The organism is Avibacterium endocarditidis (assembly GCF_965138825.1).
Classification (GTDB): domain Bacteria; phylum Pseudomonadota; class Gammaproteobacteria; order Enterobacterales; family Pasteurellaceae; genus Avibacterium; species Avibacterium endocarditidis.
Genome location: NZ_CBCSDH010000018.1, coordinates 18883 through 44896, shown reverse-complemented (window position 1 = coordinate 44896; position 26014 = coordinate 18883). Strand labels below are relative to the sequence as shown.

The window sequence follows — 26014 nt, the reverse complement described above, 5'->3', positions numbered from 1 at the left end:
CTTAGAAGTGAAACGCTGTAACGCCGATGGTAGTGTGGGGAATCCCCATGTGAGAGTAGGACACCGCCAGGTATTGAATGAGAGAAGAACGCCATTGAGGGAACTCGATGGCGTTTTTTTATTNGTTTTATTTTATATCTCCTATTTTGGGTTTTATTTTGAGGGGGCTTTTTTCGCTTAATTTAATCTTGTCTATCTTAATTTATCTTCTCTTTTGCTTTCTGGTTTGCTGAATATCGCATTATAGCCGCTTGAATTTTCCCTGGAACGACGGACTTGTTTAGATGGATATTATTGATGCATTAATCCATATCTATAANCATAGATATATAAGAGAATGTAGGCGAATTTGGCTATTTATGTTATTAGCTGAAGCAAATTAAACAAGCTAGGGAATATATAAGAGGAATCTGGCAAAATTACACCGCACTTTGGTTTTATGTTTTTCTAGTAAAAACCTTATAACTGGCTTGAAATTAATTTTTGAAAAGTTAAAGTAAAATCTCTATTTTTCTTAAGAAGAACGAAAAAGATTTTATCAGAATGATTTAGTTATTTTTTAGTAGTTACGTTTATTTATAGATAGATATAGCGGTTACATTATCTCTTATACCCACTCAAAACCTCATTCCAATCCTGTTCTGTAAATTTTATTGCTAGCTTATTTACTTCTTTAATGAAAGAGCGGTGTAATCTGGCGAGATTTTGGGCTTTCCAGTTATTGCCTGATTTTTCGGTGCATTTGTCAAAATCAATCAGCCAGTATTTTTGTTCTGGTGTGGCGAAATGTTGGACTAAAATATTATGGGCGTTAAGGTCGGTGTGGCAGATTTGCCGATCGTGTAATTGACGGATTAAGTGGCCGATTTGCTGCCAATTTTCAGCGGATAAAGAATGGTGCTGCAAAAGTGCGGTGAGATCTTGCGCATTTTCGATTTTTTCACTCAGTAAATCTGCTTGATAGCAAATGCCCGCTTTGCCTTTAATCACTCTTGCGCCAATGGGTTTTGGCACGGGGAGTCCGTCTTGATGTAATTTATTTAACAAATGAAATTCGGCGAAACTGCGCGTGTGTTGAAGATCGTGGAACCAATAACGATCTTTATTCAACTTACCAAATAAACCACCGCGATAATAATGGCGCAAGGCACAATTTACACCAAAAAGATCCGCACTTTGCACAAACCAAGTTGTCCCCCGCCCTTTGGCTGAACCAAGAATACGCTGCTGTTGCTGCCAAAATTGCGGATCAAAATAAGCGCAAGGATCAACTGGTTGTGTTTCCAGATTAAAAATAAAATATTGGTTTTGCTGTTGCAGTTCAAGCATATTCGGCAGATTTCTTATAGAATAGATCAATGAAAATATTCTACTGAAAATAAAAAAGAATGCTACATTAAGCAGAAAAAGTAAGGTAAATCTATGGCACTTTTTTCCACGCCCCCTAAATCTATTTGTATTTTACGCCTTTCCGCCATTGGTGATGTGTGTAATGCGCTGTCAGCGGTACAACAAATTCAGCGTTATTGGAAAGATACCCAAATCACTTGGATTGTGGGCAAAACCGAAATGCAGTTATTGCAAAATGTGAAAGGGATTCGCTTTATTCCTTATGACAAAAAAACCGGCTGGAAAGGCATTTTAGCTTTGTGGAAAACCTTGCGTGGCGAGCATTTTGATGTGCTATTAAATATGCAAACGGCTTTGCGTGCTTCAATGATTTCCTTAGGCATCAAAGCCACTTATAAAGTGGGGTTTAGCAAAAATCGTGCGCGAGAAGGTCAATGGTTGTTTACCAATCGTAAAATTAATGAACCAACTAATCCGCACGTGTTAGCGGGATTTTTGGCATTTGTGGAATATTTAGGCTTGCCTGTGGAAGCGCCTAAATGGGATTTAGCCATTGGCGAAAAAGAAATTTCCGCCGTTCGGCAATTTATTGATCCAACAAGAAAAAATCTACTCATTTCCCCTTGCTCAAGCAAATCAGAAAAAGATTGGCTGGCTGAATGCTATGCAGAAATCGCCAATATCGCCCATCGTCAAAATATTAATGTGATTTTGTGTGGCTCGCCTGCGCCAAGAGAGCAAGCAATGATCGAAAAAATCATCGCATTGTGTGATTTTCAGCCTGTGAATGCGAGCGGCAAAACCTCATTATTGGAATTAAGTGCCTTAATCGGAATGGCGGATTTACTGCTTGCTCCCGACAGCGGCCCTGCACATATTGCTACCGCTCAAGGCACCCCTGTGATCGGCTTGTATGCCTATCATAACCCGCTACGCACAGGCCCTTATAACAATTTGCCCGAAGTGGTTTCCGTGTATGAACAAAATGCCCAGCAAGAATTTGGCAAACCGTCTAGCCAATTACCTTGGGCAACCAAATTGAAAGGCAAAGATTTAATGGCGCAAATTTCTGTGGCAGACGTATTAGAGAAAATGCGCCAGATGGGCTTTATTCAATAAAACTGTTAAAAAATAGCCAAGCATTCGCTATAATACGCCGATTTTTGCGTTCGCGAATGCCAAAAAATAAAGTGCGGTGGAAAATTCTGTAATTTTTCACCGCACTTATCCTTTTGCTTTACCTTGCGAACCTTTCTTTTTATTTCTAGGAAAAACAATGTTTAATAAAATTTTTGAATGGTTTGAAAGTCGCCTAAATGCCTATCCAGAGCAATCACCGAAAACGCCCGAAAAAGGGTTGATCCGCTTTATTTGGTCGAATATGGAAGGAATGCGTGGCTGGATTTTGCTACTTGCGTTGCTCACAGTCGGCACAGGGGTGATGGAAGCCGTGTTGTTCCAGTTTATGGGAATTGTGGTGGATTGGCTTGGCAAGTACACGCCAGCCACCTTATGGCAAGAAAAAGGCCATTGGCTTTTGGCGATGGCAGCTTTGTTAGTGTTCAGCATATTTTGGTCATTTACTGCGTCTGCGGTGCGTTTGCAAACCTTGCAAGGCGTATTTCCAATGCGATTGCGTTGGAATTTCCACCGTTTAATGCTGGGGCAAAGCCTGAGTTTCTATCAAGATGAATTTGCTGGACGCGTATCGGCGAAAGTTATGCAAACTGCCCTTGCGGTGCGTGATACCGTGCTGACCATTGCGGATATTATGGTCTATGTCGTGGTGTATTTCATCACCTCAGGCATTGTGCTTGCCGCGTTAGATGCGTGGTTCTTGCTACCTTTTGCCTTATGGATTGTGGCGTTTATCACGATTTTACGCATTATCATTCCAAAATTAGCCAAAACTGCAGAACGCCAAGCAGACGCACGTTCTTTAATGACGGGGCGAATTACCGATTCTTACGCTAATATTGCCACCGTGAAATTATTTTCCCACGGTTCAAGAGAAGCCAGTTACGCCAAGCGTTCAATGGAAGAATTTATGGTTACCGTACACGCCCAAATGCGTTTGGCGACCTCTTTAGATACCATCACTTACGCCACTAACATCACCTTAACACTCAGCACGGCAATCCTAGGCATTGTGCTATGGAAGCAGGGCAGCGTTGGTGTAGGGGCGATTGCTACCGCCATTGCAATGGCATTACGGGTGAATTTTATTTCCCGCTGGATTATGTGGGAATCCGCACGTTTATTTGAAAATATCGGCACGGTAAATGACGGAATGAACACGCTAACCAAACCGCATACTATTGTGGATAAACCGCAAGCCTTGCCATTAAAAGTAAGCAAAGGGGAAATTCGCTTCAATGATGTCAGTTTCTCTTACGATCCACAAAAACCATTGCTAAACCACTTTAATCTCACCATTAAACCGGGGGAAAAAGTGGGCTTGATCGGTCGTTCAGGGGCGGGGAAATCCACCATTGTAAACTTGCTATTACGTTTTTACGAAGCAAATCACGGCGACATCACCATTGACGGACAAAATGTGTGTGATGTTACGCAAGAAAGTTTACGTAGCCAAATTGGCTTAGTGACGCAAGATACCTCGTTGCTGCACCGTTCCGTGCGCGAAAACATCATTTACGGCCGCCCAACTGCTAGCGATGAAGAAATGATCTCTGCTGCACAGCGTGCTGAAGCGTCAGAATTTATTCCTTATTTGAGCGACTCAGAAGGCCGAACAGGCTATGATGCTCACGTTGGTGAGCGCGGTGTGAAACTTTCTGGCGGACAACGTCAGCGTATCGCCATTGCCCGCGTAATGCTAAAAGATGCGCCAATTCTGTTGTTAGATGAAGCCACCAGCGCGCTAGATTCCGAAGTGGAAGTGGCGATTCAAGAAAGCCTAGATAAAATGATGGAGGGCAAAACCGTGATTGCTATCGCCCACCGTCTTTCCACCATTGCTGCAATGGATCGCTTAATCGTGCTAGATAAAGGCCATATCGTAGAACAAGGCACGCACAACGAATTGCTCGCCCAAAATGGACTTTACGCCAAACTCTGGCACCACCAAAGCGGTGGTTTTTTGAGTGAAGAATAGATAGCATTAAATATCAAAGCAAGATTGCCGAACAATCTTGCTTTTTTTGTATTTATATTATTCCAATACTTTCCACGTGCGATAACCATAAATTGCAATGGCAACAAAGCAGATAAGTGGTAGTACGAAAGAAACATTGACTGCTGGCATTCCAAAAATTTCGCCTTGGTCAATAAGAATGCCTTGCAATGGTGGCATTAACGCACCACCGACAATTGCCATTACTAAACCAGCTGCGCCTAAGGTGGCTTCTTCTTTTAAGCCATAAAGTGCAATGCCGTAAATGGTTGGGAACATTAGGGACATAAAGGCTGAAGTGAGAATTAAGCAATATAAACCGCCCACACCGTCAATAAAGATAACACCAAGGATACTAAAGAAGCCGCCTAATGCGAAAAGGTATAACATGAGTTCTGCTTTGAGATATTTCATAATACTGGTGCTAATAAAGCGGCTTACGATAAAAATACCCATTGCGATAATGTTGTAGTTTTGTGCTTCTGCTTTGGTGAAGCCCAAACGTTCTGCATATTGAATAATGAAAGTCCAGCACATAATTTGCACACCAACATAGAACACTTGCGCAATCACCCCTTCGCGATATTTTGCTTTTGCAATTAAGCGGTTAAAGGCTTCACGGAAAGACAGTTTTGTGCCTTGTTCAATTTTAGTTGCAGGCATTTTGTATAAACCAATCACTAATATAATCACGACTACCACAAGTCCCACAACTAAATAAGGATTGCGGATAATTTCTAAATCGTGGGTACGCACGGCGGCTTTTTCTGCTGCGGATAAGGTGTTGAAAATCAGATTACCTGCTGCATCACGTTTGTCAGATTCCAAATTCACTAACACGATTTGTGAGGCAACAAACATTCCTGTAATCGAACCGAGCGGATTAAAAGATTGCGCTAAATTCAAACGGCGAGTAGCAGTTTGTGGATCACCCATTGAAAGAATATAAGGATTGGCAGTGGTTTCTAAGAACGCCAAGCCAAAGGTTAAGATATAGAGCGAGAATAAAAAGAAGGTAAATTGTTCATAGCGTGCCGCAGGATAGAACAAAAATGCCCCGACTGCATAGAGGGCTAGCCCAAGCAATACGCCTGATTTGTAGTTATAACGGCTAACAAATAATGCGGCAGGAATGGCCATTGTGCCGTAACCACCATAGAAAGCAAATTGCACTAATGCAGCTTCTGAGGCGGGAATTTCCATTACAGTTTGGAATACCGCAACCATTGGATTGGTAATATCATTGGCAAATCCCCATAGTGCAAATAATGTCGTGATTAAAATGAAGGGGACGACAAATTGTTTTTCAAGAATTTTAGCACTCATAATGTTCTCCTTGTGTGAGAAACAAACTCATTGCATTTTCAAAAAAACCGATAGAAAAATGAGCTTATTTAATTAACTATTCTTCAATACGCAATCCATAAGATTTAAATTTTTCTAACACTTCTGCCATTTGCGTTTCTGATAAAAGCGGAATGTCAAGGCCTGTTGCGAGCAATTTCATATACCACTGTGCCAATACTTCCACTTCGTGTGCGAGCCAAAGTGCTTTATCAAGATTTTGTTCTGCTGCAATTAAACCGTGATGAGCGAGTAAAATTGCTTTTGAGGTTTTAATGCCTTGTGCCACATATTCCGCCAATTGGTGTGTACCGAATGTGGCATAAGGGACACAAGGAATATGATCTGTCCCGCCAACAGCAATCATATAATGGAAAGGGGGAATGGGTTTTTCGAGAATTGAAACGGCAGCACAATTCACCGCGTGATTATGCACCACGGCATTAACATCAGAGCGAGCTTGATATACCGCTAAATGGAAATGCCATTCGCTGGAAGGTAATTTTCCTTTTTCATAATGGCCTTGTTTGTCCACATAAACAATACTGTCTGGTGTCATTTGTTCGTAAGGCGTTCCCGTGGGAGTAATTAACATTCCGTCTTGATAACGAACGCTAACGTTGCCGGCGGTGCCTTGGTTTAAACCTAATTTCGTCATTTCAAGGCAAGTATCAATAATTTTTTGTGAGAGCTGTTGTCTGTTCATTTTTATTTCCTTACTACTATTGGATCGAAATCGGGGTAACCCCTTTTTTCAAAATAATATTGCCGTATTTGGCACATTCCCCTGTTACCACGATGGCATAGGCTTGCTTCGCACGCTCATAAAAATCAAAACGATCGATACGGCTTAATTTAGGCAAATTTTGCACCGCACTTTGGTTTTCTGAAGCCTGTGCGATCACATTGAGATAACGCATTTCTACGTTGGGATCGAGGCTGTCGCCACTGACCGCCTGCATCATAATCAGCGGTGCGTCCACATAAGCATCAAATTCAAACAATGGTGTGATGCCACTTAGCAAGGTGGCAATGCCAACACCGTCTGCTCGAAGCACGCGTGAATGCAGTTGATGAGCGGGAAAGTGAGCATCAGCGAGAACGATTTCATCGCCGTGTCCCATTTCGGCAAGGGTTTTTAATAAGTCTGGTGAAAGACTGGGGTGAATACCTTTTAACATTATTTGTTCTCCATCAGTTGTTGATAAAGTGCGGTGTGATTTGAAGGGAAAATGCGTTGTTTGTTTGGCTGCATTTCGCCTTGCGCTTGTTGTACATTGTCATACACGCCAACGCCCGCCAGAGTAAACATTGCCGCACCTAACACGGTGCTTTCTGCCACGTCCACAATATCAATAGGTAAATTCAGCACATCAGCACGAATTTGATTCCACAGACGATTTTTAGAACCGCCACCCACGCAAATTAAGCTCTCCGCTTTGAAATGGCTGACTTGTTGCAGAATATCTAAGCCTGCTTTAAGTTGATAAGCCATATATTCCAACGCCGCACGATAAATTTGCCCACGCGAGCTGTGCATTGAAAGCCCGACAATTTGCCCGAAACCTTGTCCGTTATCCGCAGGATTAAACTTGCCACTAAAGCGAATGCCCTGTGATCCCACGGTTGCTGCTGAGCCTTCTGCGATCATTGTTGGGTAATATTCTTCAGTATCTTTTACATCGGCAAAGAAAGTTTTGCCCACCCATTCCATCACGCCAGAGCCAATCCATTGCACTGCAGGATTAAAGCAACGAGATAGTGCGTCAAATTCCGTGGTTAAGCCTTGTGGCACAAATTCAATGTGTGGCTCGGCTTTTTCGGTGCGCGCCATTAAAATCTCCCAAGTGCCTGAACTTAGCACCGGTTGATTTAGCCCTGCGCCTGAGCCAAAAACCGCAAATTGGGTATCGTGTCCGCAAGAAATCACCGGAATAGGATTTAACCCTAGCTGCTGACAAAGTGCGGTGGATAACACGCCAATTTTTTCACCTGCACTCACCATTGGTGGAAAATGTGTTTCTTGTAGCCCTAATACATTTAGCACTTCCGTATCCCAAGTTTGGCTTTGCAAATCGGTCATCATTGAGGTACCAGCCATTGTGCGATCGGTGCTAAAAACACCTGTTAAACGTTGGTTAAGCATTGATGAAATGAACACAAATTTATCCATTTTTTGCAAAATTTCAGGTTCATTTTCTTTTAGCCATAACAGTTTAAATAGGGTGTTAAAACTGTATTGCCCAATTCCGTTCCGTTGATAAAGTGCGTTTACATCAAGGTATTGTGCAAGATTTTCCATAATGAAAATGGTGCGTGGACATTGCCAAGAAATAATCGGGTAAAGCTGATTTCCAGCCTTATCGAAAGGTGCGCCATCTACCCCAAAGGTGGTGACGCCAATCCCCACAATATCTTGCAAAGAATGGGATTGTTTGAGCTGAGTTAAGGTTTTTTCGGCACAAATTAACAACTTCTGCCAGATTTCTTCAATATCCCAAATATAAAAATGGGGATACTGCGGATCAGGTTGAGCGCGATTTGGCTGATGATGAGAGGCCAAAATCTTGCCTTTTTGATCAATAGCAATAGTGCGTAAATTGGTTGCGCCACAATCAAAAATCAGTGCGATTGCCATAAAACCTCCGAGAGTTCTATTTCAAAAGTGCGGTTAAAAAACACCGCACTTTTCCTTTAGCGATTATTTATAAAGTGGCCCAAAGTTTGCGCAAGCACGGTAATCTTGCCCTTCTTTGTCTTGACCAAAGCCATTCCACGCACTTGGGCGGAAAATATCTTGTTCAGCCACATTGTGCATACACACAGGAATGCGCAACATTGATGCAAGGGTGATGAGATCCGCACCAATATGACCATAAGTGGCAACGCAGTGATTTGCGCCCCAGTTCGCCATAACAGAATACACATCAGTGAATGCACCTGTGCCTGTTAAGCGCGGTACGAACCAGGTGCAAGGCCAAGTTTCGTTGGTGCGTTTCATTAGGGTGTCGTGAACCTCAGCAGGTAAATCAATTGACCAACCTTCCGCAATTTGTAGTACAGGGCCAATGCCGCGAATAATATTTAAACGGTGTATCGTAAATGGCATTCCGCCTTTAGTGAGATATTGTGATGAGTAACCGCCGCCACGGAAATATTCATACACCGCAGGACACCAACGGGTGTTTTCCACACAGCGTTTGCCATCTTCTTCCGTCACTTCCCAAGCAGGCTTAATGACAGGATTGCCTTTTTCATCCGTATGCTGGCCTGTGCCGTCTAAGGCGGCAGAACCTGAGTTAATCAAATGGATAAAGCCACTTTCTGGGCGGAAGCCAGTGGCACGTTCCACTGCATCAGGACTCCAATAGGTGCGAACATCGGCAAAGATTTGTGCTTGCCCAGTAAGCTGATTACCAAACAGCATACATACGCCATTGAGGGAGTCATTTTCCGTAGCAAGAATGTAAGGTGGGCGAACTCCGTTCCAGTCGTAGGTGGAGTTAAGAATAGCTTCCATAAAATCGCCATTTGGCATATGGTCTGTCCAATGACGTTGTCCTTGGAAACCTGCTGCAATCGCGTTATGTCCAAGAGCTTCTTCACCATAATTGAGCTGCGCTAATTTTTCATTGCCCGCCATCAGATCACGCGTGATGATTGCCATTTTCACCACGTTTTCCCAAAGCTTCGCTTTTTGTTCTGGGCTATCTTGATGATCTGGGTGATTGACATCAACACCTTCTTTGCAATAGGTTTTCACCCATTGAAGTGCCAATTCCACTTCTTCCTCATCATAAATTTTGCGGTCAAGACGGCGTTTAATTTCGCTCATATCCACATATTCATTGCGCATTCCTAAATATTCTTGGAAGAATTTTTGATCCACGATAGATCCTGCAATTCCCATAGAAACAGAGCCGATAGAAAGATAGGATTTGCCGCGAATGGTCGCCACAGTTAGTGCGGCGCGAGCAAAGCGTAGGAGTTTTTCTTTAACGTCTTCAGGAATACTGGTATCAGAGGCTTCTTGCACTTCTGTGCCATAAATAGAAAAGGCAGGTAGGCCCATTTGTGAATGGCCGGCTAATGCGGCAGCTAAATAAACAGCACCGGGGCGTTCTGTGCCATTGAATCCCCAAATGGCTTTTGGCATATGCGGATCCATATCAATGGTTTCTGAACCATAACACCAGCAAGGGGTAACGGTAATCACAGCGCCTACATTGGCGAGTTTAAATTTTTCTGCACAAGCAGCAGCTTCGGCCACGCCACCAATACAAGTATCTGCGATAACACATTCCACAAATGAACCGTCCGTATGGCGAATATGGCTTTCTAATAAATTGGCAACCGATTTTGCCATATTCATCGTTTGATCTTCGAGCGATTCACGCACGCCCATACGGCGGCCATCAATGGTTGGGCGAATACCAATTCTAATTGGGGCTGATTTTAATACTGTCATTGTGTTTTCCCTCTATACTAAGCCGAGCTTTATTCCGCTATGGGTATTGTGTTGAATAAAGTCAGCAAGATTTATTGAAAAAGTACGACTTGGGTAAAATGAATTGCTTTCATCGCACATACGGCAAGAATGGAACGGTGGAGCAATATCGTTATGCAATGTGCTGCATCAACTTTATTGTTCAATAAATCAGAAAAAGAGAATAGTTTTTTAGCAAGTTTGTGTGATTTTTGCGGAATAGATCACAAAAAATGCCCGATTTAGAGGGGGTAAAATGCCCGTTTTTGGTATTAAAAGCAAAATCGGGCATTAAAACGAAAAAGTGCGGTCAAAAAGCAAGGTGAATTTCTTGCTCTTTACAATAGTTTTGTAAACCTTCATTTGGGGCTTGATCAGTAAATAAAATATCCAGTTGAGAAAGCTCACCGAGTTTGATTAAATTTTTCCGCTCAAATTTAGAGCTATCAAGCAGTAAAAATTTCTGCCCAGAGGCGTCAATCATTTTGCGTTTAATGGACGCGTTCAGCTCGTTGGATTCCCAAATGCCACCATTGCTATCAATGCCAGTACAAGAAAACACACAAAGATCAATATGCAAGCGGAGCAATAATTGCTCAGAGAGCGGCCCATAAAAGGCAGCATATTTGGCGGAATAGACCCCGCCGGTGGCAATGGTTTTTATGTTGGGTTTATTGGCTAATGCATTGATATTGTTCATAGAATTGGTTACCACGGTGCAAGGAATATCGGGAATAAGCTGAGCAAAATGCCAGCTACTGGAACTGGCATCAAGCCCGATCACCGCCCCTTCAAACACATATTCTACCGCTTGTTGTGCGATGTATTTTTTCGCTTCAGAATTTAACCGTTGTCTTGCTTGAAAGGAACGCCCAATGTCTTTAGACTGGCAACTCATCGCCCCGCCGTGAACGCGATGCAATAAGCCTTTTTGATTTAACGCTCGCAGATCACGGCGAATGGTTTCGACCGATACACCAAATTGCTCGGCGAGGGCATTGACATTCACTTTTCCAGTCGCGTTCACTAGCTGTAAAATTTGCGATGTTCTACTTGGCATTTTTCCTCCAAACGGTCAAAGCAGGCATTAAACCCACAAAAATTTAATAGCCACTTCCTTGCACTTTCTCCCCCTGTACAATCGCAACTCCCGCACTTACGCCTAATCGGGTTGCTCCTGCTTCAAGCATTGCCAGAGCGGTGACAGTGTCGCGAATGCCGCCAGAGGCTTTTACCTCCACCGCATCGCCAACGGTTTGTTTCATCAAGGCGACATCTTCAACGGTTGCCCCGCCTTTGTTAAACCCAGTGGAGGTTTTGACAAAGGCAACGCCCAGTTTTTTACAGATTTCACAGGCTTTCACGATCTCTTCTTTGCTGAGCAGGCAGGTTTCTAAAATCACTTTTAAGGTTTTGCCTTGACAGGCGGTAAGCACTTCGGCGATGTCTTGCTCTACGGCTTGCCATTGTTGTGCTTTCATAAGTCCTAGGTTAATCACCATATCAATTTCATCAGCCCCTTGCTTAATGGCTTCTGAGGCTTCAAAGGCTTTCACTTGGCTTAAATTTGCCCCTAAGGGAAAGCCAACAACGGTGCAAATTTTCACCGCACTTTTCTCTTTGCCATTTTGCGTGAGTGCCTGCTTAGCCAGTGGAATATAGGCGGAGTTTATGCACACGGAACAAAATTGGTGTTCAAGCGCTTCTTGGCATAAGTTAAGAATATCTTGTGGGGTTTTATCTGCGCCAAGGGCGGTGTGGTCAATGTATTTGGCAATATCTTGTGGTTGCATTGTGTGTCCTTAATCTTGTCTGGATTTGTGCTATATCATAACCTAAAAGCGGTGGTGAGCGCGAAATTTCTTTAGCCCTTATGCGCAAAATCCTTTAGAATAAACGGCAATATTGAAATCAAATGAGGATTGAAAAATGATTATTGTAACTGGCGGCGCAGGCTTTATTGGCAGTAACATCGTAAAAGCGTTAAACGAGATTGGACGCACAGATATTTTAGTGGTGGACGATTTAAAAGACGGCACAAAATTCGTCAATTTAGTGGATTTGGATATTGCGGATTATTGCGATAAAGACGACTTCATTGCGTCCATTATGGCAGGCGATGATTTAGGCGAGATTGATGTGATCTTCCACGAGGGGGCGTGTTCTGCCACCACCGAATGGGACGGCAAATTTGTGATGGAAAACAATTATGAATATTCCAAAGAGCTATTACATTATTGTTTAGATCGCCAAATTCCGTTCTATTATGCGTCCAGCGCTGCCACCTATGGCGACAGCGACACCTTTGTCGAAGCGCGTGAATTTGAAAAACCTTTAAATGTATATGGTTATTCCAAATTTTTATTTGATGAATATGTGCGTAAAATCCTGCCAGAAGCCCAATCACCTGTGTGCGGCTTTAAATATTTCAACGTTTATGGCCCAAGAGAACAACACAAAGGCAGTATGGCCAGTGTGGCTTTCCACCTTGATAACCAAATTTTGAAAGGGGAAAATCCAAAATTGTTCGCCGGCAGCGAACATTTCTTGCGTGATTTTGTCTATGTTGGCGATGTGGCAGCAGTAAATATTTGGTGCTGGCAACACGGCATTTCGGGCATTTACAACTGCGGAACGGGCAAAGCGGAAAGTTTCGAGGCCGTAGCGCAAGCGGTATTGAAATTCCACGGCAAAGGGCAAATTGAAACCATTCCATTCCCAGAGCATTTAAAAAGCCGTTACCAAGAATACACCCAAGCGGATCTCACCAAACTGCGCGCCACAGGTTATGACAAACCATTCAAAAGCGTTGCCGAAGGTGTCAGCGAATATATGGCGTGGTTGAATAAATAACATAACTACGTAATTAAATCAGATGTAAGGGCGAACCTGTATGTTCGCCCAAAATAAACAGGATTAGTCGTAAAAAATTAGCAGAAATTTCACCGCACTTTTCTTTTTAGCTAAATATAAGTGCGGTGGGAAATTGGCGATTTTTGAGTGAGCGAACATAGCGTTTCCCCGACAATTGATATAATTCACACATTAATGAGAACCGCAGAATGAACATCTTAATAATTGGCCCATCTTGGGTTGGCGATATGATGATGTCGCACAGTTTATATCAATGCTTAAAACAGCAATATCCTGATTGCCAAATTGATGTGCTTGCGCCAAATTGGTGTAAACCCTTGTTGGAAAGAATGCCGGAAGTCAGAGGGGCGCTCACAATGCCCATCGGACACGGCACCTTTGGCTTGAAACAGCGCTATGAAATTGGGAAAAGTTTAAGAAATCAATATGATATGGCGATTGTGTTGCCAAACTCACTCAAATCTGCGTTTATTCCTGTGTTTGCCAAAATTGCTCGCCGCCGTGGTTGGAAAGGGGAAAGCCGTTATTTCTTTTTGAATGATTTACGCGCTAATAAAAATGATTACCCAATGATGGTGCAGCGCTATGTGGCATTGGCTTATGAAAAAAACGCCGTGCCAACGGCAGCACAAATGACCTTTCCTTACCCTTATTTACAGGTGAGTAGCCAACAAATCGAGCAAACCAAAAGCCATTTTCACGCACAACTTGCACAGGCAGAAAATCGCCCTGCGATTGGTTTTTGCCCGGGTGCGGAGTTTGGCCCTGCCAAGCGTTGGCCGCATTATCATTATGCTGTGCTTGCTCAAATGCTGATTGAAAAAGGTTACAGCATTCGTCTGTTTGGTTCAGCAAAAGATGAACAAGTGGGCGATGAAATTCGTGCCAGTCTGCCAGAAAACTTGCAGCCTTATTGCTTAAATTTAGCGGGGCAAACCAGCCTTAATCAAGCGGTAGATTTAATCGCAGATTGCAAAGGCGTGGTTACCAACGATAGCGGATTAATGCACGTTGCGGCGGCAGTCCAGCGTCCACTTGTGGCGCTTTATGGCCCAACTAGCCCGCAATACACCCCACCATTATCCCATCAAGCGGTGATTATTCGCTTGCAAAAAGGCGGATTAGAAAAAATTCGTCAGGGCAAAGACAGCGCCGAAGGCTATCATCAAAGCCTTATCGACATCACGCCTGCAATGGTAATGGAAAAATTAAGCGAAATTTTACCGCACTTTGATCAGGCATAAATAAGGCAGAAAGATGCGAATTTGCTTAGTAAAAACGTCTTCAATGGGTGATGTGATCCACACCTTGCCCTCATTGACCGATGCACAAAAAGCTTTGCCTCATTTACAAGTGGATTGGGTGGTGGAAGAAAATTTTGCGGAAATTCCTACTTGGCATTCGGCGGTGAAACAGGTTATCCCCGTTGCCATTCGCCGTTGGCGCAAACAGCTTTTACAACGCAAAACTTGGCAAGAATGGCAAGCCTATCGTCAATTATTACAACAAAATCAATATGATGCCGTGATTGATGCGCAAGGCTTGGTGAAAAGTGCATTGTTCGCCGTACGTCTAGCGCAAGGGGTAAAACACGGCTATGATAAACATTCCGCACGCGAGCCTTTGGCTGCCTTATTTTATGATGAGCGCTACGCCATTGATTACCAGCAACACGCTGTAGAACGCATTCGTCAGTTATTTGCGCAAGCCTTGGGCTATGCGTTGCCGAGCCAACAAGGGGATTATGGCATTGCACAGCATTTTCCTGTGCAAAAAAGCCTGCCGCCTTATGTGTTGTTGATTCACGCTACCACGCGCGCGGATAAACATTGGCGCAATCAAGAATGGAAAAAATTAGCGCAAAATCTCACCGCACTTGGGTTTGCCGTGCATTTGCCTTGGGGAAATAAGAAAGAAAAACAGGCAGCGGAATGGATCGTGCAAGGCATTGAAAATGCCGTTGTTCTACCGAAAATGGATCTCACCGCCTTAGCCCAACATATCGCCAATGCCCAAGCGGTGGTTTCCGTGGATACTGGGTTGGCGCATCTCACCGCCGCCTTGGATAAACCGAACATCACTCTTTATGGCGCAACCAACCCAGATTTAATCGGCACTTACGGCAAAAATCAATATCACTTACAAGCGCCTACAATGGCACAGATTTCTGCCGAAGCGGTGTTGCAGCGCTTGCGCCCTTTGCTCTAATTTGATTTTAACGCCCCTTGCAAGCGCCCTTGATTTTCACGCAATAATTGCACCGCACTTGGATAATCCAAGTCCGCCAGCAACATTAAGATGGCCACTTTTGCATTGTTGTGTGCGGCGTTAAGGGTTTGTTCTGCTCGTTCAGCGGTGCAATCTGTCGCCTGCATTACGATACGCACAGCACGTGCCACTAATTTTTGATTGCTGGCTTGCACGTCCACCATTAAATTTTGGTAGCATTTACCCATTAGCACCATACTGGCAGTGGTGAGCATATTCAGCACCAGTTTTTGCGCCGTGCCAGATTTCAAACGGCTTGAGCCAGTTAGCACTTCCGCACCTACCGCAGTGATAATGGCAATTTCCGCCACCTGTGCCATCGGTGAATTGGCGTTGCTAGCAATGGCCACCGTGGTCGCGCCTAAGGATTTCGCATAATCTAAGCCGCCTAGCACATAAGGCGTGCGGCCGCTGGCAGCAATCCCGACCAAAATATCTTTCTCATTAAAATCAATTTCTTGCAAATTTTCCACCGCACTTTGTGGATTATCTTCCGCCCCTTCAATGGGGTGGCGCAAAGCACGTTCGCCCCCAGCGATAATGCCTTTTACCATTTCATTGGAAACGCCAAATGTAGGCGGACATTCTGACGCATCAAGCACGCCCAAGCGCCCACTTGTGCCAGCCCCGAGATACACCAAACGCCCCCCTTGCTGAAACGCCTGCACGATTTTTTCCACCGCTGCGGCAATTTGTGGCAAGCATTTTTCAATAGCCAATGGCACGTTTTTGTCTTCCGCATTCATTAATTGCACGATTTCCAACGCCGAAAGCTCGTCCAAATTCATTGAGTTCGGATTACGCTGTTCCGTGCTAAGTTGCGAAAGTTGATTGAGTAATGGGTTGTTTTTCATTTTTTGTCTCTTTGGTTTTTTGAGAGGATTTGCGTAGGGTGGGCTTTAGCCCACCAATGGGAAAATCACATTAAATGGTGGGCTAAAGCCCACCCTACACTGTAATGGCGTATTATCTCGTAGGGGCGGACCGATGTGTCCGCCTATTTAAAATCGCGATTTATTCTATTAAAAATAAAAGTGCGGTGAAATTTTGCCAGTTTTTCCTACGATTAATTCTGTCCATTTCGGGCGAACACATAGGTTCGCCCCTACGAAAATTATTCTTTATAAAATAATGTGTTACAGTTACTTCTAGGTTCTAGCCCTATTTATTATTTAACAATCCTTAGGATAAATCACCCCTAAACTCACCGCTTTTGTTGCGCCGGTAACGCTCGGTTCGTTGGAGGGTAAATTTTCCATTCGACGGTAAGCTAGCCACGCAAAGGCAGCGGCTTCTAAATAATCTGCGTCTAAGCCATAATCTGTGGTGGTGGCGATTTGCCAATGGGGTAATAAATGTTGCAAGTGAGCCATAATAACAGGGTTTTTCGCGCCGCCGCCGCAGACTAATAATAAACAAGGAAGCGTGTTGTGTTGGCTTAAATGTTGCAGATCTTGCGCGCTGCATTGTGCGGTAAATTCCGCCAGCGTTGCTTGCACATCTTGGGGGAGAAGTGCGGTGTGTTTTTGCAGAATTTTTTCTAGCCAAGCCAAGTTGAATAACTCTCGCCCCGTGCTTTTCGGCGCAGGCAAGGAAAAATAAGGATCTGCCAACAAATCTTGCAATAATGCAGGATTGCTTTGCCCAGACGCTGCCCATTCGCCATTTTTATCATAGCTTTTCCCCTGATGTTTGGCGATCCAACTATCTAGCAACGCATTGCCCACTCCTGTGTCGTAACCTAGCACAGGTTGGTTTGGGAGCAGCACAGAAATATTGCTAATCCCACCAATATTCAGCACCACGGTGTTTCGCGTAGGATCAGCAAACACATTGTGGTGGAAAGCAGGCACGAGTGGTGCGCCCTGTCCGCCATAAGCCATATCTTTACGGCGAAAATCAGCCACGGTAGTAATGCCTGTACGAGCAGCGATAATATTGGCATCGCCTAATTGCCAAGTGAAAGGGAATTGCCCTTGCGGTGCGTGCCAAATGGTTTGTCCGTGGCAGCCTACCGCCTGAATTTGTTCTGCGCGAAGAGAATGTTTCGCCAAAAATCGGTTGATACTTTCTGCATAAAGTACGCCAAGTTGATGATCCAGCTCACCAATTTGCTGTAACGTGCCTTGCCCTTGCTGGCAAAGTGCGGTGAGATTTTGACGCAAATTTTGTGGCATTGGCACAAAATCTGTGGCGACCACTTGCGCAGGCTGAGTGGAAAAATCCATTAGCGCGAGATCCACGCCGTCAAGGCTCGTGCCAGACATCACGCCAAGGTAATAATGGGGTTGCATAAACATTTCCATAGAAAATTTGAATTGGCGATATTCTATTATAAAATAGGACAGATTTTTATCTTAAACCGACAGAACAAGGATTTTTATGAAAAATTTAAGCGTAGTGATTTTGGCCGCGGGCAAAGGCACAAGAATGTATTCCGACTTGCCAAAAGTGTTGCATAAAGTTGCAGGCAAGCCAATGGTTAAGCACGTTATTGATACAGCCAAACAGCTCAATGCCGATAATATTCATTTAATTTATGGCCACGGCGCAGAATTATTACAACAACACCTTGCCGATGAAAATGTAAACTGGGTGCTACAACCTGTGCAACTTGGTACAGGACACGCAATGCAACAGGCTGCGCCATTTTTCGCAGACGATGAAAATATCGTAATGCTGTATGGCGATGCACCGCTTATCACCGCGCAAACCTTGCAAAAACTGATTGATGCTAAACCAGAAAACGGTATTGCCTTATTAACTGCGCATTTGGACGATCCGACAGGCTACGGGCGGATTATTCGTCAAGATGGTAATGTGGTTGCCATTGTCGAGCAAAAAGATGCGACGCCAGAACAATTAGCCATTCAAGAAGTGAATACCGGCGTAATGGTTTCCAGTGGCGCGAGTTTCAGAAAATGGCTAGCAAAATTGGATAATAATAATGCGCAAGGCGAATATTATATGACCGATGTGATTAAATTCGCCAACCAAGACGGCTGCAAAGTGGCTGCTGTGCAAGCGCAAGATTTAATGGAGGTTGAAGGCGCAAATAACCGCTTACAACTGGCTGAGCTTGAGCGTTATTATCAACGTAAACAAGCGGAAAAATTATTGCTAGCGGGCGTAAGTTTGCGTGATCCAAACCGTTTTGATTTGCGTGGTGAAATCACCCACGGTAAAGATGTGGAAATTGACGTGAATGTAATTATCGAAGGCGCCGTCAAATTGGGTAATCGCGTCAAAATTGGCGCAGGTTGCGTGATCAAAAACTGCGTGATTGGCGATGATGTAGAAATCAAACCTTATTCTGTATTTGAAGATGCTGTGATTGGCGAAGAGGCGAAAATTGGGCCTTTTGCCCGCCTTCGCCCCGGTACAGAGCTTGCCGCACAAACCCATATCGGCAACTTTGTCGAAGTGAAAAAATCACAAATTGGCAAAGGCTCGAAAGTGAACCACCTAAGCTATGTGGGCGATAGCGAAATTGGCGCGAATTGTAATATTGGCGCAGGTACCATCACTTGTAACTATGACGGCGTAAACAAATTCAAAACCGTGATTGGTGATGATGTGTTCGTGGGTTCAGACAGCCAACTGGTTGCCCCAGTAACCATCGCCAAAGGCGCAACCATCGGCGCTGGCACAACCGTTACCAAAGATATTGCAGAAAACGAACTGGTGATCTCACGCGTCCCACAACGCAATATCCAAGGTTGGAAACGCCCAGAAAAACTCGAGAAAAAATAACGTGGTTACTCTCATTGCTGGTTATGATGATTTTTTAGTCAAAAGTGAAAATGAATGGAACATCTTGCCAATCTTTTTGACTAAGTAGCGATGCCGTTATGCAATGCGCATCAATAATAAGCAATGATGCCCTGCGATAAAGTGCGGTGCATTTTATCGCAGTTTTTTATTTTTAATGATCGAAAGGAAAGTTTATGACAACTGAAAATGCTCAAGCCGCTGAAAATACAGTGGATATTCAAGCGCAAACTTCAGCGTTGATTGAAAAGGTTCATTCAATGGATATGAACACGCTCTTGAATGATTATGTGATCCCTTATGGCACAAAAATTCTGCTTGCGATTGCCATTTATATAATCGGTAAAAGTATCGCACGCTTGCTTAGCCGCTTGCTTGGCAAAGCCGTGTTACATTCTACCAAAGACGAAATGCTGCACAGTTTTGTGTCGTCAATTAGCTATTTCTTATTCCTATTAATGGTGATTATCGCCGCACTTTCACAGCTTGGCATTAACACCACATCACTTGTCGCATTAATTGGGGCAGCGGGTCTAGCGATTGGTTTAGCCTTACAAAACTCGCTGCAAAACTTTGCCGCAGGTGTGATGATTTTAATCTTCAAACCTTTCCGCAAAGGCGATTTAATTGAAACAGGTGGCGTGTTAGGTGCTGTGGAACAAATCGGTTTATTAGTGCTTGAACTGCGTACTGCGGACAACAAAACAGTACTTATTCCTAATGGCAAAGTGTTTGGCGACAGCATTACCAACTATTCCAGCAACGCCACACGCCGCATCGACTTTATTTTCGATATTGCCTACAAATCTAACATTGAACAAGCGAAAGCTATTGTGGCAAACATCTTGGCGCAAGACCCACGCGTGTTGAAAGACCCAGAACCCACCATTGCAGTGGGCGCACTCGCCGCAAACAGCGTACAACTCGTGGTTCGCCCTTGGGTAAACACCGCGGATTACTGGGCAGTGCATTTTGATGTTACGGAAAAAGTCAAACTCGCCTTTGACCAAGCTGGCATCGAAATCCCATTCCCACAAATGAATATTCATTTACCTGAAAACACGGAATTGAAAGTGGGGCAGAAGTAATTTTTTAGTCAGCAAAAAAGCAAAGTGCGGTGAAAAAATCACAAATTTTTCACCGCACTTTTGTTTAGAAACGTTTTCAGCATTATATTAACGTGGCGTTTTAGTTAGAGAGTTTGGGGCTTCACAACATTTCAGTTCTTTATTAATCAAAATTCAAACCTAAATCTAATTCCTTCAACCATTTGCTTTCGTTGATAAGATCACTTTTCACTAACGGGTTTTCTTGCAGATAACTTGGCTCAAATTGGATTGTCCATTGCGCTAAAGTGCGGTCGATTTTTAGTGAAATTTTTTCACTCCATACGCTGGCTTGACGTGATTTATTCAGCAAAATGGCTAAGCGCAGCAAACGCACAAGGGCGAGAATATCTTGCTCGGCATAACGAGAAAATTTTGCAAAATCAGCCTGTTTAATATTGTTGATTTGGTAACGTACCAAGGTGGTGAGCAGGCGTTGTTGCTCTTTATCAAAGCCTGGTAGCTCCATATTTTGCAGAATGTAGGCGGAATGCTTTTGCAAGCCTTTATGATTGATTACAATGCCCACTTCGTGCAGCCGTGCCGCCCAAAGGAGAATGTCCACCATTTCATCTTGTAGTTGGCTGTTTTGCCAAGCGCCGTATTGTGCGGCAAGGCGTTGAGTGCTTTGATGGACTCGCTCAGATTGCGCCATATCAAGGTTAAATTGTTCGGCAAGGGCAAGAGCGGTACGTTGGCGGATATTGCTCACTTGGAAGTTTTTTTCTAGGCTGTACATCACGCCTTCACGCAATGCGCCGTCTGAATAACGCATTTGTTCAATGCCGAACACTTCAAATACCGCGCTGAGAATAGCCAGCCCCGGCACGAAAACATCGGCGCGATCTTCGTTTAAGCCGTCCAAATGCAGATCGTCAAAATGGCTGACTTGTAGCACTTTTTCACTGAGTTGCGCTAAACGGGCTGCGGTGATAATGCCATTAGTATCAAGATTTGCCGCAATCACCTGATAGACGGTTTTGATCGTGCCTGATGAACCCAGCACCGATTGCCAGCCTAATTTACGGTATTCAAAGGCTAAATCTTCAATTTTATTCACCGCACTTTGTTTGGCACGCTGAAAATTTTCGGCAGAAATTTCACCTTGCGGGAAGAATTTTTTGGCAAAGCTCACGCAGCCCATATGACGGCTTTCTGCAATGAGCGGATGAAAATCATCACCGATGATCATTTCTGTCGAGCCACCGCCAATGTCCACCACAAATTTTCGTCCTGTTTCAGGCTGAGTGTGAGAAACCCCAGCGTAAATGGTTTTGGCTTCCATTTGCCCGCTGATAATGTTAATTGGGTAAGGGAAAACCTGTTCCGCTTGGCGTAAAAATGCTTCATTGTTTACCGCGGTTCGTAGGGTAAATGTTCCTACCACATTGACATTTTCGGCAGGAAATCCTTGCAGCCGTTCTGCAAAAAGCGCTAAACAATTTACTCCGCGCGCAATGGCTTCTTGGCTTAGCTGGTTGTTCTCATCTAAGCCTTCAGCCAGTTGCACTTTCTGTTTTAGGCGTGAAAGCACTTGGATTGAGCCATTGATAATGCGGGCGATGATCATATGAAAGCTGTTTGAACCCAAATCAATAGCGGCGATTTCACGCGCTTCACCACGCTGATGTAAATAATCAGAGGCTTTGGCTAGAAGGTTTTCGTTATTCATAAAATTGCCCTAAAAATCAAAGTGATAAAGTAGGTCAAAGGCCTGATTTACGCCCGAAACCGATTGTAAATAAAGTTGTGGTAACAATTTGTAGCGTACCGTAAATTCGGCTAAGCCGTCAAATAAGCCTACGCCGTATTTGAGCTGTAAGCGTGGTGTAATGTTGCCGCTCACCGTAACTTTGGAACTGTCGCCCACCCCTTGCGTGCCTAGGCTGAGATCTCGCACACCAAAGGCTTCGCCGATACCGCCGACTAATTTACCGCTTTTCGCTAAGCCCATTCCAAGCAGTGCCGCCCCGATTGAACCGCCCGAGCCTGCTTCACCGCTATTTTCTAGCGAACGCCCTGTTAGCAAGTAGGAAAGGGCTTCATCTTGCGAGCTAGCAGGATCGGAGAACACCGTAACTTGCGGGGCAGTGGCAATGCCGATCACTTTCACCCCAGCGGTAATATTGCTGTTTTCCATTGCCGTTGGGTTGCGAATGGCTTCAATATTCAGCATTGGTTGAGATGGCAAGCCAGAAAAACTGATTTGTCCTTTGCGAATTAGCAAGTCTTGCCCATAAGCGGCATAGCGTCCATTTTTCAAGTAAATTTGCCCGAATAAACCCAGTTTGCCTTTGTCTTGTTTGACTGAAAGCAAGCCGTTTAAGCTGGTGTTTAAGCCGTAAGCGTTGAGGGTAACATCATCACCGATATTAATTTTCAGATCGGAACGAATTTCCATACCGCTTTTTGTACGCGCTTTAATTTCACCGTTTTTTAACCCCACTTTGGTTTTGTCTGGGCCGTCTAAAATCACTTCATCACCGCTTACGGCAACGGCGCTGTCTGGCAATTCTTCAATGGCAATTCTTGCCCAAGGAATATCTACCGTACCAGAAATATCAAGCAGTTTTGGATTGGCTGTGAGTTCCACATTTGGGCTAATTTTTAATTTTGCCATTGACGGAATATTCACATTAAAGCGATCCGCTTTGGCTTGCACACGCGTGTTCCAGTGTTCTACATCTTTCCAATCCGCTTCGCCAGTAATATCTAAACGGCTTTCAGGGCTTTGCACATAGCCTTGCAAGGTGGAACGATTGCCGGCAAAACGCATAGATAAATTGCCGTCTTTAATGGTGAATGGCAGGGATTTCATTGTGGCACTTAAGCGATTAACATCAAAATTACCGTGAATAAGCGGTGCATTGAGATTGCCGCCTAAGGTAAGATTTGCAGCAATTTCGCCATTGATTTTTTCGCCACTTGAAAGCAGTTGTTTGGCTAAATTGAGATTTAAGTGCTGAATGCTAATGTTGCCGCCTAGGGTGCGAGATTTCGCCAAATCTTGCAATTTAAGTGCAGTGGTAATTCGGCCATTTTCCACTAAATCAATGGCGGAATCCAAATTCAGATTGTTGTTTTCCATTTGGGCTTTAATGTCCACTTTCGGAATAGCAAGGTTGAAGGTGCGATAATCAATTTTCTGCGCTACTGATAAATGATTGCCTGCCACTTGCACATCGAGCTTAAGTGGTTTATCACTAAACCACGCCACCGTTCCCTGACTTTGTAATTGCCCTTTGATTTGCGTTGGGTTCTGTTCTTTATCCAATAATTTGTTGATTAAAGCTAAATCCAATTTACGCACTTGGAATGGCACTTCGCCGTTTTTCCCTGCGGTGAAATTTTTGGGGAAACATAGCTCAATATCGCTGTTTAACCAACAATGTGCGGAAATCGCGGCTTCAATTTTGTTTTGATTATAAGTTACCGCAACGCCTTGATTAGTTTGCCATTTTCCCACTGGGGATTGAATATCCACACCGCTAATTTGCCCTTTCCAGATTTGCGAAGAGCGGTCGAAATTTCCTGCAATTTTTAAATTGGCTGCCACTGGTTTACCCTGTGATTGCAGCTGTAATTGGTGATTTTTTTCATCACCCGATAACGCAAGGGTCGCTTGGTTAATTGCCACATCGGCATATTTCAAACCTGTTACATTGGCGTTTAAATCACCGCTAATCACTTTCTGCGAGCGAATATCCCCTTTAATGGCGAATTTATTCAGCTGTAATTGTTGGAAGCGAATGTTGTTGCCTGTTAAATCCACATTTAAATTTGGCTCACGAATGTCCCCTTTCAATTTTGCATAGCCAAATAGGGTGGCGGAAAGTTCAGGCAGCAATCCACGCAAATTCGGTGCGTGAATATCAAGGGATAAATCCGATTGCTGGCTGATTTCCCCTTGCATTGCAATGTGATTTTCACCGTAATTAAGCAACAGATTTGGCACTTGCAGCCATTTGTTGTTGTCTGCGCTAAGCTTACCTTTTAAGCTTAATGGCTGGCGAGAAAGCGTGCCGTTAATGTCTAAATCAGGGACGTCAATTGTCCAATTTTGCCCATCAACTTGCCCTTGCGAGCTGAAATGACCAGACAGCACAGCAGGCATTGAAGGCAAATATTGAGTGATATTTAATTGTGAAAAATCCACCGCACTTTGCCATTGCACGCCTTTTTGCCAGTTTACTTCACCGCTTAAATTCGCTTTGCCTTGTAAGGTGTTAAGCTGAAATTGTATGATGTTCGCCTGCCAGAGTTTGCCGTTAATTTGGCTGGTAATTTGTGTTTTTGGCGTACTCATTCCAGAAACATCAGCATTCAGTTGCGCTTGGTAAGCCAGCAAATCGCCAGTTAGATTGAGCGTTAAATTTTGTACTTTCAGCGGATCTTTTTCTTTTTTATCAAAAGGATATTGCAAGCTTTTACTGGTTAGTTTGAGATCAAAGGGCGTTTTTTCTTGGTTAAGAGCCACATTGCCCACCAGTTCCGCATTAATATCCCCTTTGCTTTGCAAATGAAGCTGCGTTTGCCCGCGCAGTTTGCCTGAAAGTTGTAGGCTGAGATCGCCCTGTGGAATATTCAATGGCGCATAGCCTTTCAGTTGGCTGTTTAACTGAAAATCAAGGGGGAAATCTTCGTCCAGCTGCATTGTGCCTTGCCCTGCTAGTGTTCCCACTGAACTGGCGATATTCAGGTTGTGCAGCTGCACTTGATTGCCTGTGGCATCTGCGTTGATTTGCAAAGAGGCCACCTCAATTTGTTGTGCAGGGGCAGGCGCGGTTTCAGTTTTTGGTGCCTTATTTTGTGCATTATCTTGCGCCTGATTTGCACTGTCGAAATGCTGTTGATATTGCCAATTTTTGCCTTGAATATCCGTAATATGGAGATCAAAAGGCAGCTCAATTTTGTTTAAATTGCCGAGCAAAGCTGGGGTAAGGCGTTGTTCTAATTGTTGCCAATCAATGACTTGCCCTGTTGGTTGAGCGGCTTTGTTTTCCGTTTTTTGTGCGTTTCTGTCTTCTTCTGGAGAGCTGTAAGTTTGTACTAACAAATCATTAATCTGCGTTGGCGCAAGGGTAAAACCGTTTTCATTGTTTAGGCTAAGTGCGGTGGAAAAATGGGCTAAATTGATCTGCGTTTGATCGATGGTTAAAGCTAAATCCTGCACTTGCACATTATCTGCTTGCACCGCCACAGGCAGATGAATTTTCTTCATTGGGCTAGGATCGTTGTCCTTTTCTTCCGAAGGCGGCAGCTTTGCCGTGTCAATATGAATGTGTGGTTGTTGAATGCTGAGATCTTGCAGGCAAACTTTAGCTTTCAGCAAGCAAGATAAATCCAGTTGCAAATGGGCTTGCTGAATTTGGGTATCCACGCCTTCTGACTGAAATTTGACCTTATGCAGGGTTAGTCCATTTTGCAAACCGCCTTCTACATGTTCAATAGAAAGGTTGTCCATAAACTTATCTGCCAGTTGGATAAGTCCACGTTGACCTTGGCTAGTGGCAAGGGTGGCGAGCAAGGCAAAAATAGGCAAAAAAATCACCGCACTTAAGCACAGCAGTATTTTCCATAGTGAGCGTTTTTTCTTCACTACGGGAGATTGAGCTTGATGCTCTGTGGATTGGGGAGATTGCGTTGCGTGTTCCTCTTGCTGTTGTTTTGTCATTGTTGTTG

19 protein-coding genes are annotated in these 26014 nt (G+C 44.0%); 7 read left to right on the top strand and 12 right to left on the bottom strand.

All coding sequences use genetic code 11. The annotated features are described in order from the left end of the window. Positions 1-600: 600 nt before the first annotated feature. Positions 601-1329 (bottom strand): 3-deoxy-D-manno-octulosonic acid kinase, encoded by a 729-nt coding sequence (locus tag ACNAV8_RS09840; protein ID WP_415777653.1) that lies wholly within the window; start codon positions 1327-1329, stop codon positions 601-603. Between the two features lie 93 nt (positions 1330-1422). Between ACNAV8_RS09840 and ACNAV8_RS09835 the strand changes: the two genes are divergently transcribed. Further along, entirely contained in the window at positions 1423-2469 is a 1047-nt protein-coding gene (locus tag ACNAV8_RS09835) for a glycosyltransferase family 9 protein (protein ID WP_415777652.1), read from the top strand. 157 nt (positions 2470-2626) lie between these two features. Next, complete coding sequence (locus ACNAV8_RS09830) at positions 2627-4465, top strand: ABC transporter ATP-binding protein (RefSeq protein WP_103855402.1); 1839 nt, start codon at positions 2627-2629, stop codon at positions 4463-4465. 57 nt (positions 4466-4522) lie between these two features. Here ACNAV8_RS09830 and fucP read toward each other — a convergent pair whose 3' ends face one another. From fucP to deoC, 7 genes are all read right to left on the bottom strand, one after another. Next, complete coding sequence (gene fucP / locus ACNAV8_RS09825; RefSeq protein ID WP_415777651.1) at positions 4523-5809, bottom strand: L-fucose:H+ symporter permease; 1287 nt, start codon at positions 5807-5809, stop codon at positions 4523-4525. Between the two features lie 76 nt (positions 5810-5885). Next, complete coding sequence (gene fucA, locus ACNAV8_RS09820; RefSeq protein ID WP_411607606.1) at positions 5886-6533, bottom strand: L-fuculose-phosphate aldolase; 648 nt, start codon at positions 6531-6533, stop codon at positions 5886-5888. Positions 6534-6549: 16 nt separating this feature from the next. Next, complete coding sequence (gene fucU / locus ACNAV8_RS09815) at positions 6550-7008, bottom strand: L-fucose mutarotase (RefSeq protein ID WP_103855404.1); 459 nt, start codon at positions 7006-7008, stop codon at positions 6550-6552. After that, positions 7008-8465: an L-fuculokinase gene (fucK, locus tag ACNAV8_RS09810; protein WP_103855405.1), complete on the bottom strand. Its 1458-nt coding sequence runs from the start codon at positions 8463-8465 to the stop codon at positions 7008-7010. Before fucK ends, fucU begins: the two co-directional genes overlap by 1 nt. A 63-nt stretch (positions 8466-8528) precedes the next feature. Beyond that, a complete protein-coding gene (fucI, locus tag ACNAV8_RS09805; RefSeq protein WP_103855406.1) occupies positions 8529-10295 on the bottom strand; it encodes an L-fucose isomerase in 1767 nt (588 codons plus the stop codon). A gap of 328 nt (positions 10296-10623) precedes the next feature. Continuing rightward, the gene (locus ACNAV8_RS09800; protein ID WP_103855407.1) at positions 10624-11373 is read right to left on the bottom strand and encodes a DeoR/GlpR family DNA-binding transcription regulator; all 750 of its coding nucleotides are present in this window, start codon (positions 11371-11373) and stop codon (positions 10624-10626) included. A 43-nt stretch (positions 11374-11416) separates the two neighbouring features. Continuing rightward, complete coding sequence (gene deoC / locus ACNAV8_RS09795) at positions 11417-12106, bottom strand: deoxyribose-phosphate aldolase (RefSeq protein WP_103855408.1); 690 nt, start codon at positions 12104-12106, stop codon at positions 11417-11419. Positions 12107-12242: 136 nt separating this feature from the next. Here deoC and rfaD point away from each other — a divergent pair, with 136 nt between their 5' ends. The 3 genes from rfaD (at position 12243) to rfaC (ending at position 15395) form a co-directional block, all read left to right on the top strand. Next, positions 12243-13166, top strand: a complete 924-nt coding sequence (rfaD, locus tag ACNAV8_RS09790; RefSeq protein ID WP_103855409.1) for an ADP-glyceromanno-heptose 6-epimerase — start codon at positions 12243-12245, stop codon at positions 13164-13166. 209 nt (positions 13167-13375) lie between these two features. After that, positions 13376-14431, top strand: a complete 1056-nt coding sequence (waaF, locus tag ACNAV8_RS09785; protein WP_103855410.1) for a lipopolysaccharide heptosyltransferase II — start codon at positions 13376-13378, stop codon at positions 14429-14431. A 13-nt stretch (positions 14432-14444) separates the two neighbouring features. Continuing rightward, on the top strand, positions 14445-15395 hold the full coding sequence (gene rfaC / locus ACNAV8_RS09780; RefSeq protein ID WP_103855411.1) for a lipopolysaccharide heptosyltransferase RfaC: 951 nt from the start codon (positions 14445-14447) through the stop codon (positions 15393-15395). On the opposite strand, the gene murQ is transcribed toward rfaC, so the two are convergent. Together murQ and ACNAV8_RS09770 are read right to left on the bottom strand one after the other, a co-directional pair. After that, positions 15392-16309 (bottom strand): N-acetylmuramic acid 6-phosphate etherase, encoded by a 918-nt coding sequence (murQ, locus tag ACNAV8_RS09775; protein WP_415777650.1) that lies wholly within the window; start codon positions 16307-16309, stop codon positions 15392-15394. The two genes, rfaC and murQ, sit on opposite strands and share 4 nt — an antisense overlap. A gap of 318 nt (positions 16310-16627) precedes the next feature. Beyond that, the gene (locus ACNAV8_RS09770; RefSeq protein WP_415777649.1) at positions 16628-17749 is read right to left on the bottom strand and encodes an anhydro-N-acetylmuramic acid kinase; all 1122 of its coding nucleotides are present in this window, start codon (positions 17747-17749) and stop codon (positions 16628-16630) included. A gap of 88 nt (positions 17750-17837) precedes the next feature. On the opposite strand from ACNAV8_RS09770, the gene glmU reads away from it, so the two are divergent. Then, positions 17838-19208, top strand: coding sequence for a bifunctional UDP-N-acetylglucosamine diphosphorylase/glucosamine-1-phosphate N-acetyltransferase GlmU (gene glmU, locus ACNAV8_RS09765; RefSeq protein ID WP_103855413.1), 1371 nt, complete (start codon positions 17838-17840; stop codon positions 19206-19208). Between the two features lie 194 nt (positions 19209-19402). After that, positions 19403-20314: a mechanosensitive ion channel family protein gene (locus tag ACNAV8_RS09760; RefSeq protein ID WP_103855414.1), complete on the top strand. Its 912-nt coding sequence runs from the start codon at positions 19403-19405 to the stop codon at positions 20312-20314. Positions 20315-20456: 142 nt separating this feature from the next. Here the strand turns inward: ACNAV8_RS09760 and ppx are convergent, their stop codons facing one another. Continuing rightward, positions 20457-22004, bottom strand: coding sequence for an exopolyphosphatase (gene ppx, locus ACNAV8_RS09755; RefSeq protein ID WP_415777648.1), 1548 nt, complete (start codon positions 22002-22004; stop codon positions 20457-20459). A 9-nt stretch (positions 22005-22013) separates the two neighbouring features. Beyond that, the gene (gene tamB, locus ACNAV8_RS09750) at positions 22014-26006 is read right to left on the bottom strand and encodes an autotransporter assembly complex protein TamB (protein WP_415777647.1); all 3993 of its coding nucleotides are present in this window, start codon (positions 26004-26006) and stop codon (positions 22014-22016) included. Positions 26007-26014: the final 8 nt, after the last annotated feature.

Coding starts and splice junctions, on each gene's coding strand:
- fucP (WP_415777651.1), bottom strand. CDS start 5,809: ATGAGTGCTAAAATTCTTGAAAAACAATTTGTCGTCCCCTTCATTTTA.
- fucI (WP_103855406.1), bottom strand. CDS start 10,295: ATGACAGTATTAAAATCAGCCCCAATTAGAATTGGTATTCGCCCAACC.
- rfaD (WP_103855409.1), top strand. CDS start 12,243: ATGATTATTGTAACTGGCGGCGCAGGCTTTATTGGCAGTAACATCGTA.
- fucA (WP_411607606.1), bottom strand. CDS start 6,533: ATGAACAGACAACAGCTCTCACAAAAAATTATTGATACTTGCCTTGAA.
- fucU (WP_103855404.1), bottom strand. CDS start 7,008: ATGTTAAAAGGTATTCACCCCAGTCTTTCACCAGACTTATTAAAAACC.
- fucK (WP_103855405.1), bottom strand. CDS start 8,465: ATGGCAATCGCACTGATTTTTGATTGTGGCGCAACCAATTTACGCACT.
- glmU (WP_103855413.1), top strand. CDS start 17,838: ATGAAAAATTTAAGCGTAGTGATTTTGGCCGCGGGCAAAGGCACAAGA.
- ACNAV8_RS09840 (WP_415777653.1), bottom strand. CDS start 1,329: ATGCTTGAACTGCAACAGCAAAACCAATATTTTATTTTTAATCTGGAA.
- rfaC (WP_103855411.1), top strand. CDS start 14,445: ATGCGAATTTGCTTAGTAAAAACGTCTTCAATGGGTGATGTGATCCAC.
- ACNAV8_RS09800 (WP_103855407.1), bottom strand. CDS start 11,373: ATGCCAAGTAGAACATCGCAAATTTTACAGCTAGTGAACGCGACTGGA.
- ppx (WP_415777648.1), bottom strand. CDS start 22,004: ATGAATAACGAAAACCTTCTAGCCAAAGCCTCTGATTATTTACATCAG.
- deoC (WP_103855408.1), bottom strand. CDS start 12,106: ATGCAACCACAAGATATTGCCAAATACATTGACCACACCGCCCTTGGC.
- ACNAV8_RS09770 (WP_415777649.1), bottom strand. CDS start 17,749: ATGCAACCCCATTATTACCTTGGCGTGATGTCTGGCACGAGCCTTGAC.
- ACNAV8_RS09830 (WP_103855402.1), top strand. CDS start 2,627: ATGTTTAATAAAATTTTTGAATGGTTTGAAAGTCGCCTAAATGCCTAT.
- murQ (WP_415777650.1), bottom strand. CDS start 16,309: ATGAAAAACAACCCATTACTCAATCAACTTTCGCAACTTAGCACGGAA.
- waaF (WP_103855410.1), top strand. CDS start 13,376: ATGAACATCTTAATAATTGGCCCATCTTGGGTTGGCGATATGATGATG.
- ACNAV8_RS09760 (WP_103855414.1), top strand. CDS start 19,403: ATGACAACTGAAAATGCTCAAGCCGCTGAAAATACAGTGGATATTCAA.
- ACNAV8_RS09835 (WP_415777652.1), top strand. CDS start 1,423: ATGGCACTTTTTTCCACGCCCCCTAAATCTATTTGTATTTTACGCCTT.
- tamB (WP_415777647.1), bottom strand. CDS start 26,006: ATGACAAAACAACAGCAAGAGGAACACGCAACGCAATCTCCCCAATCC.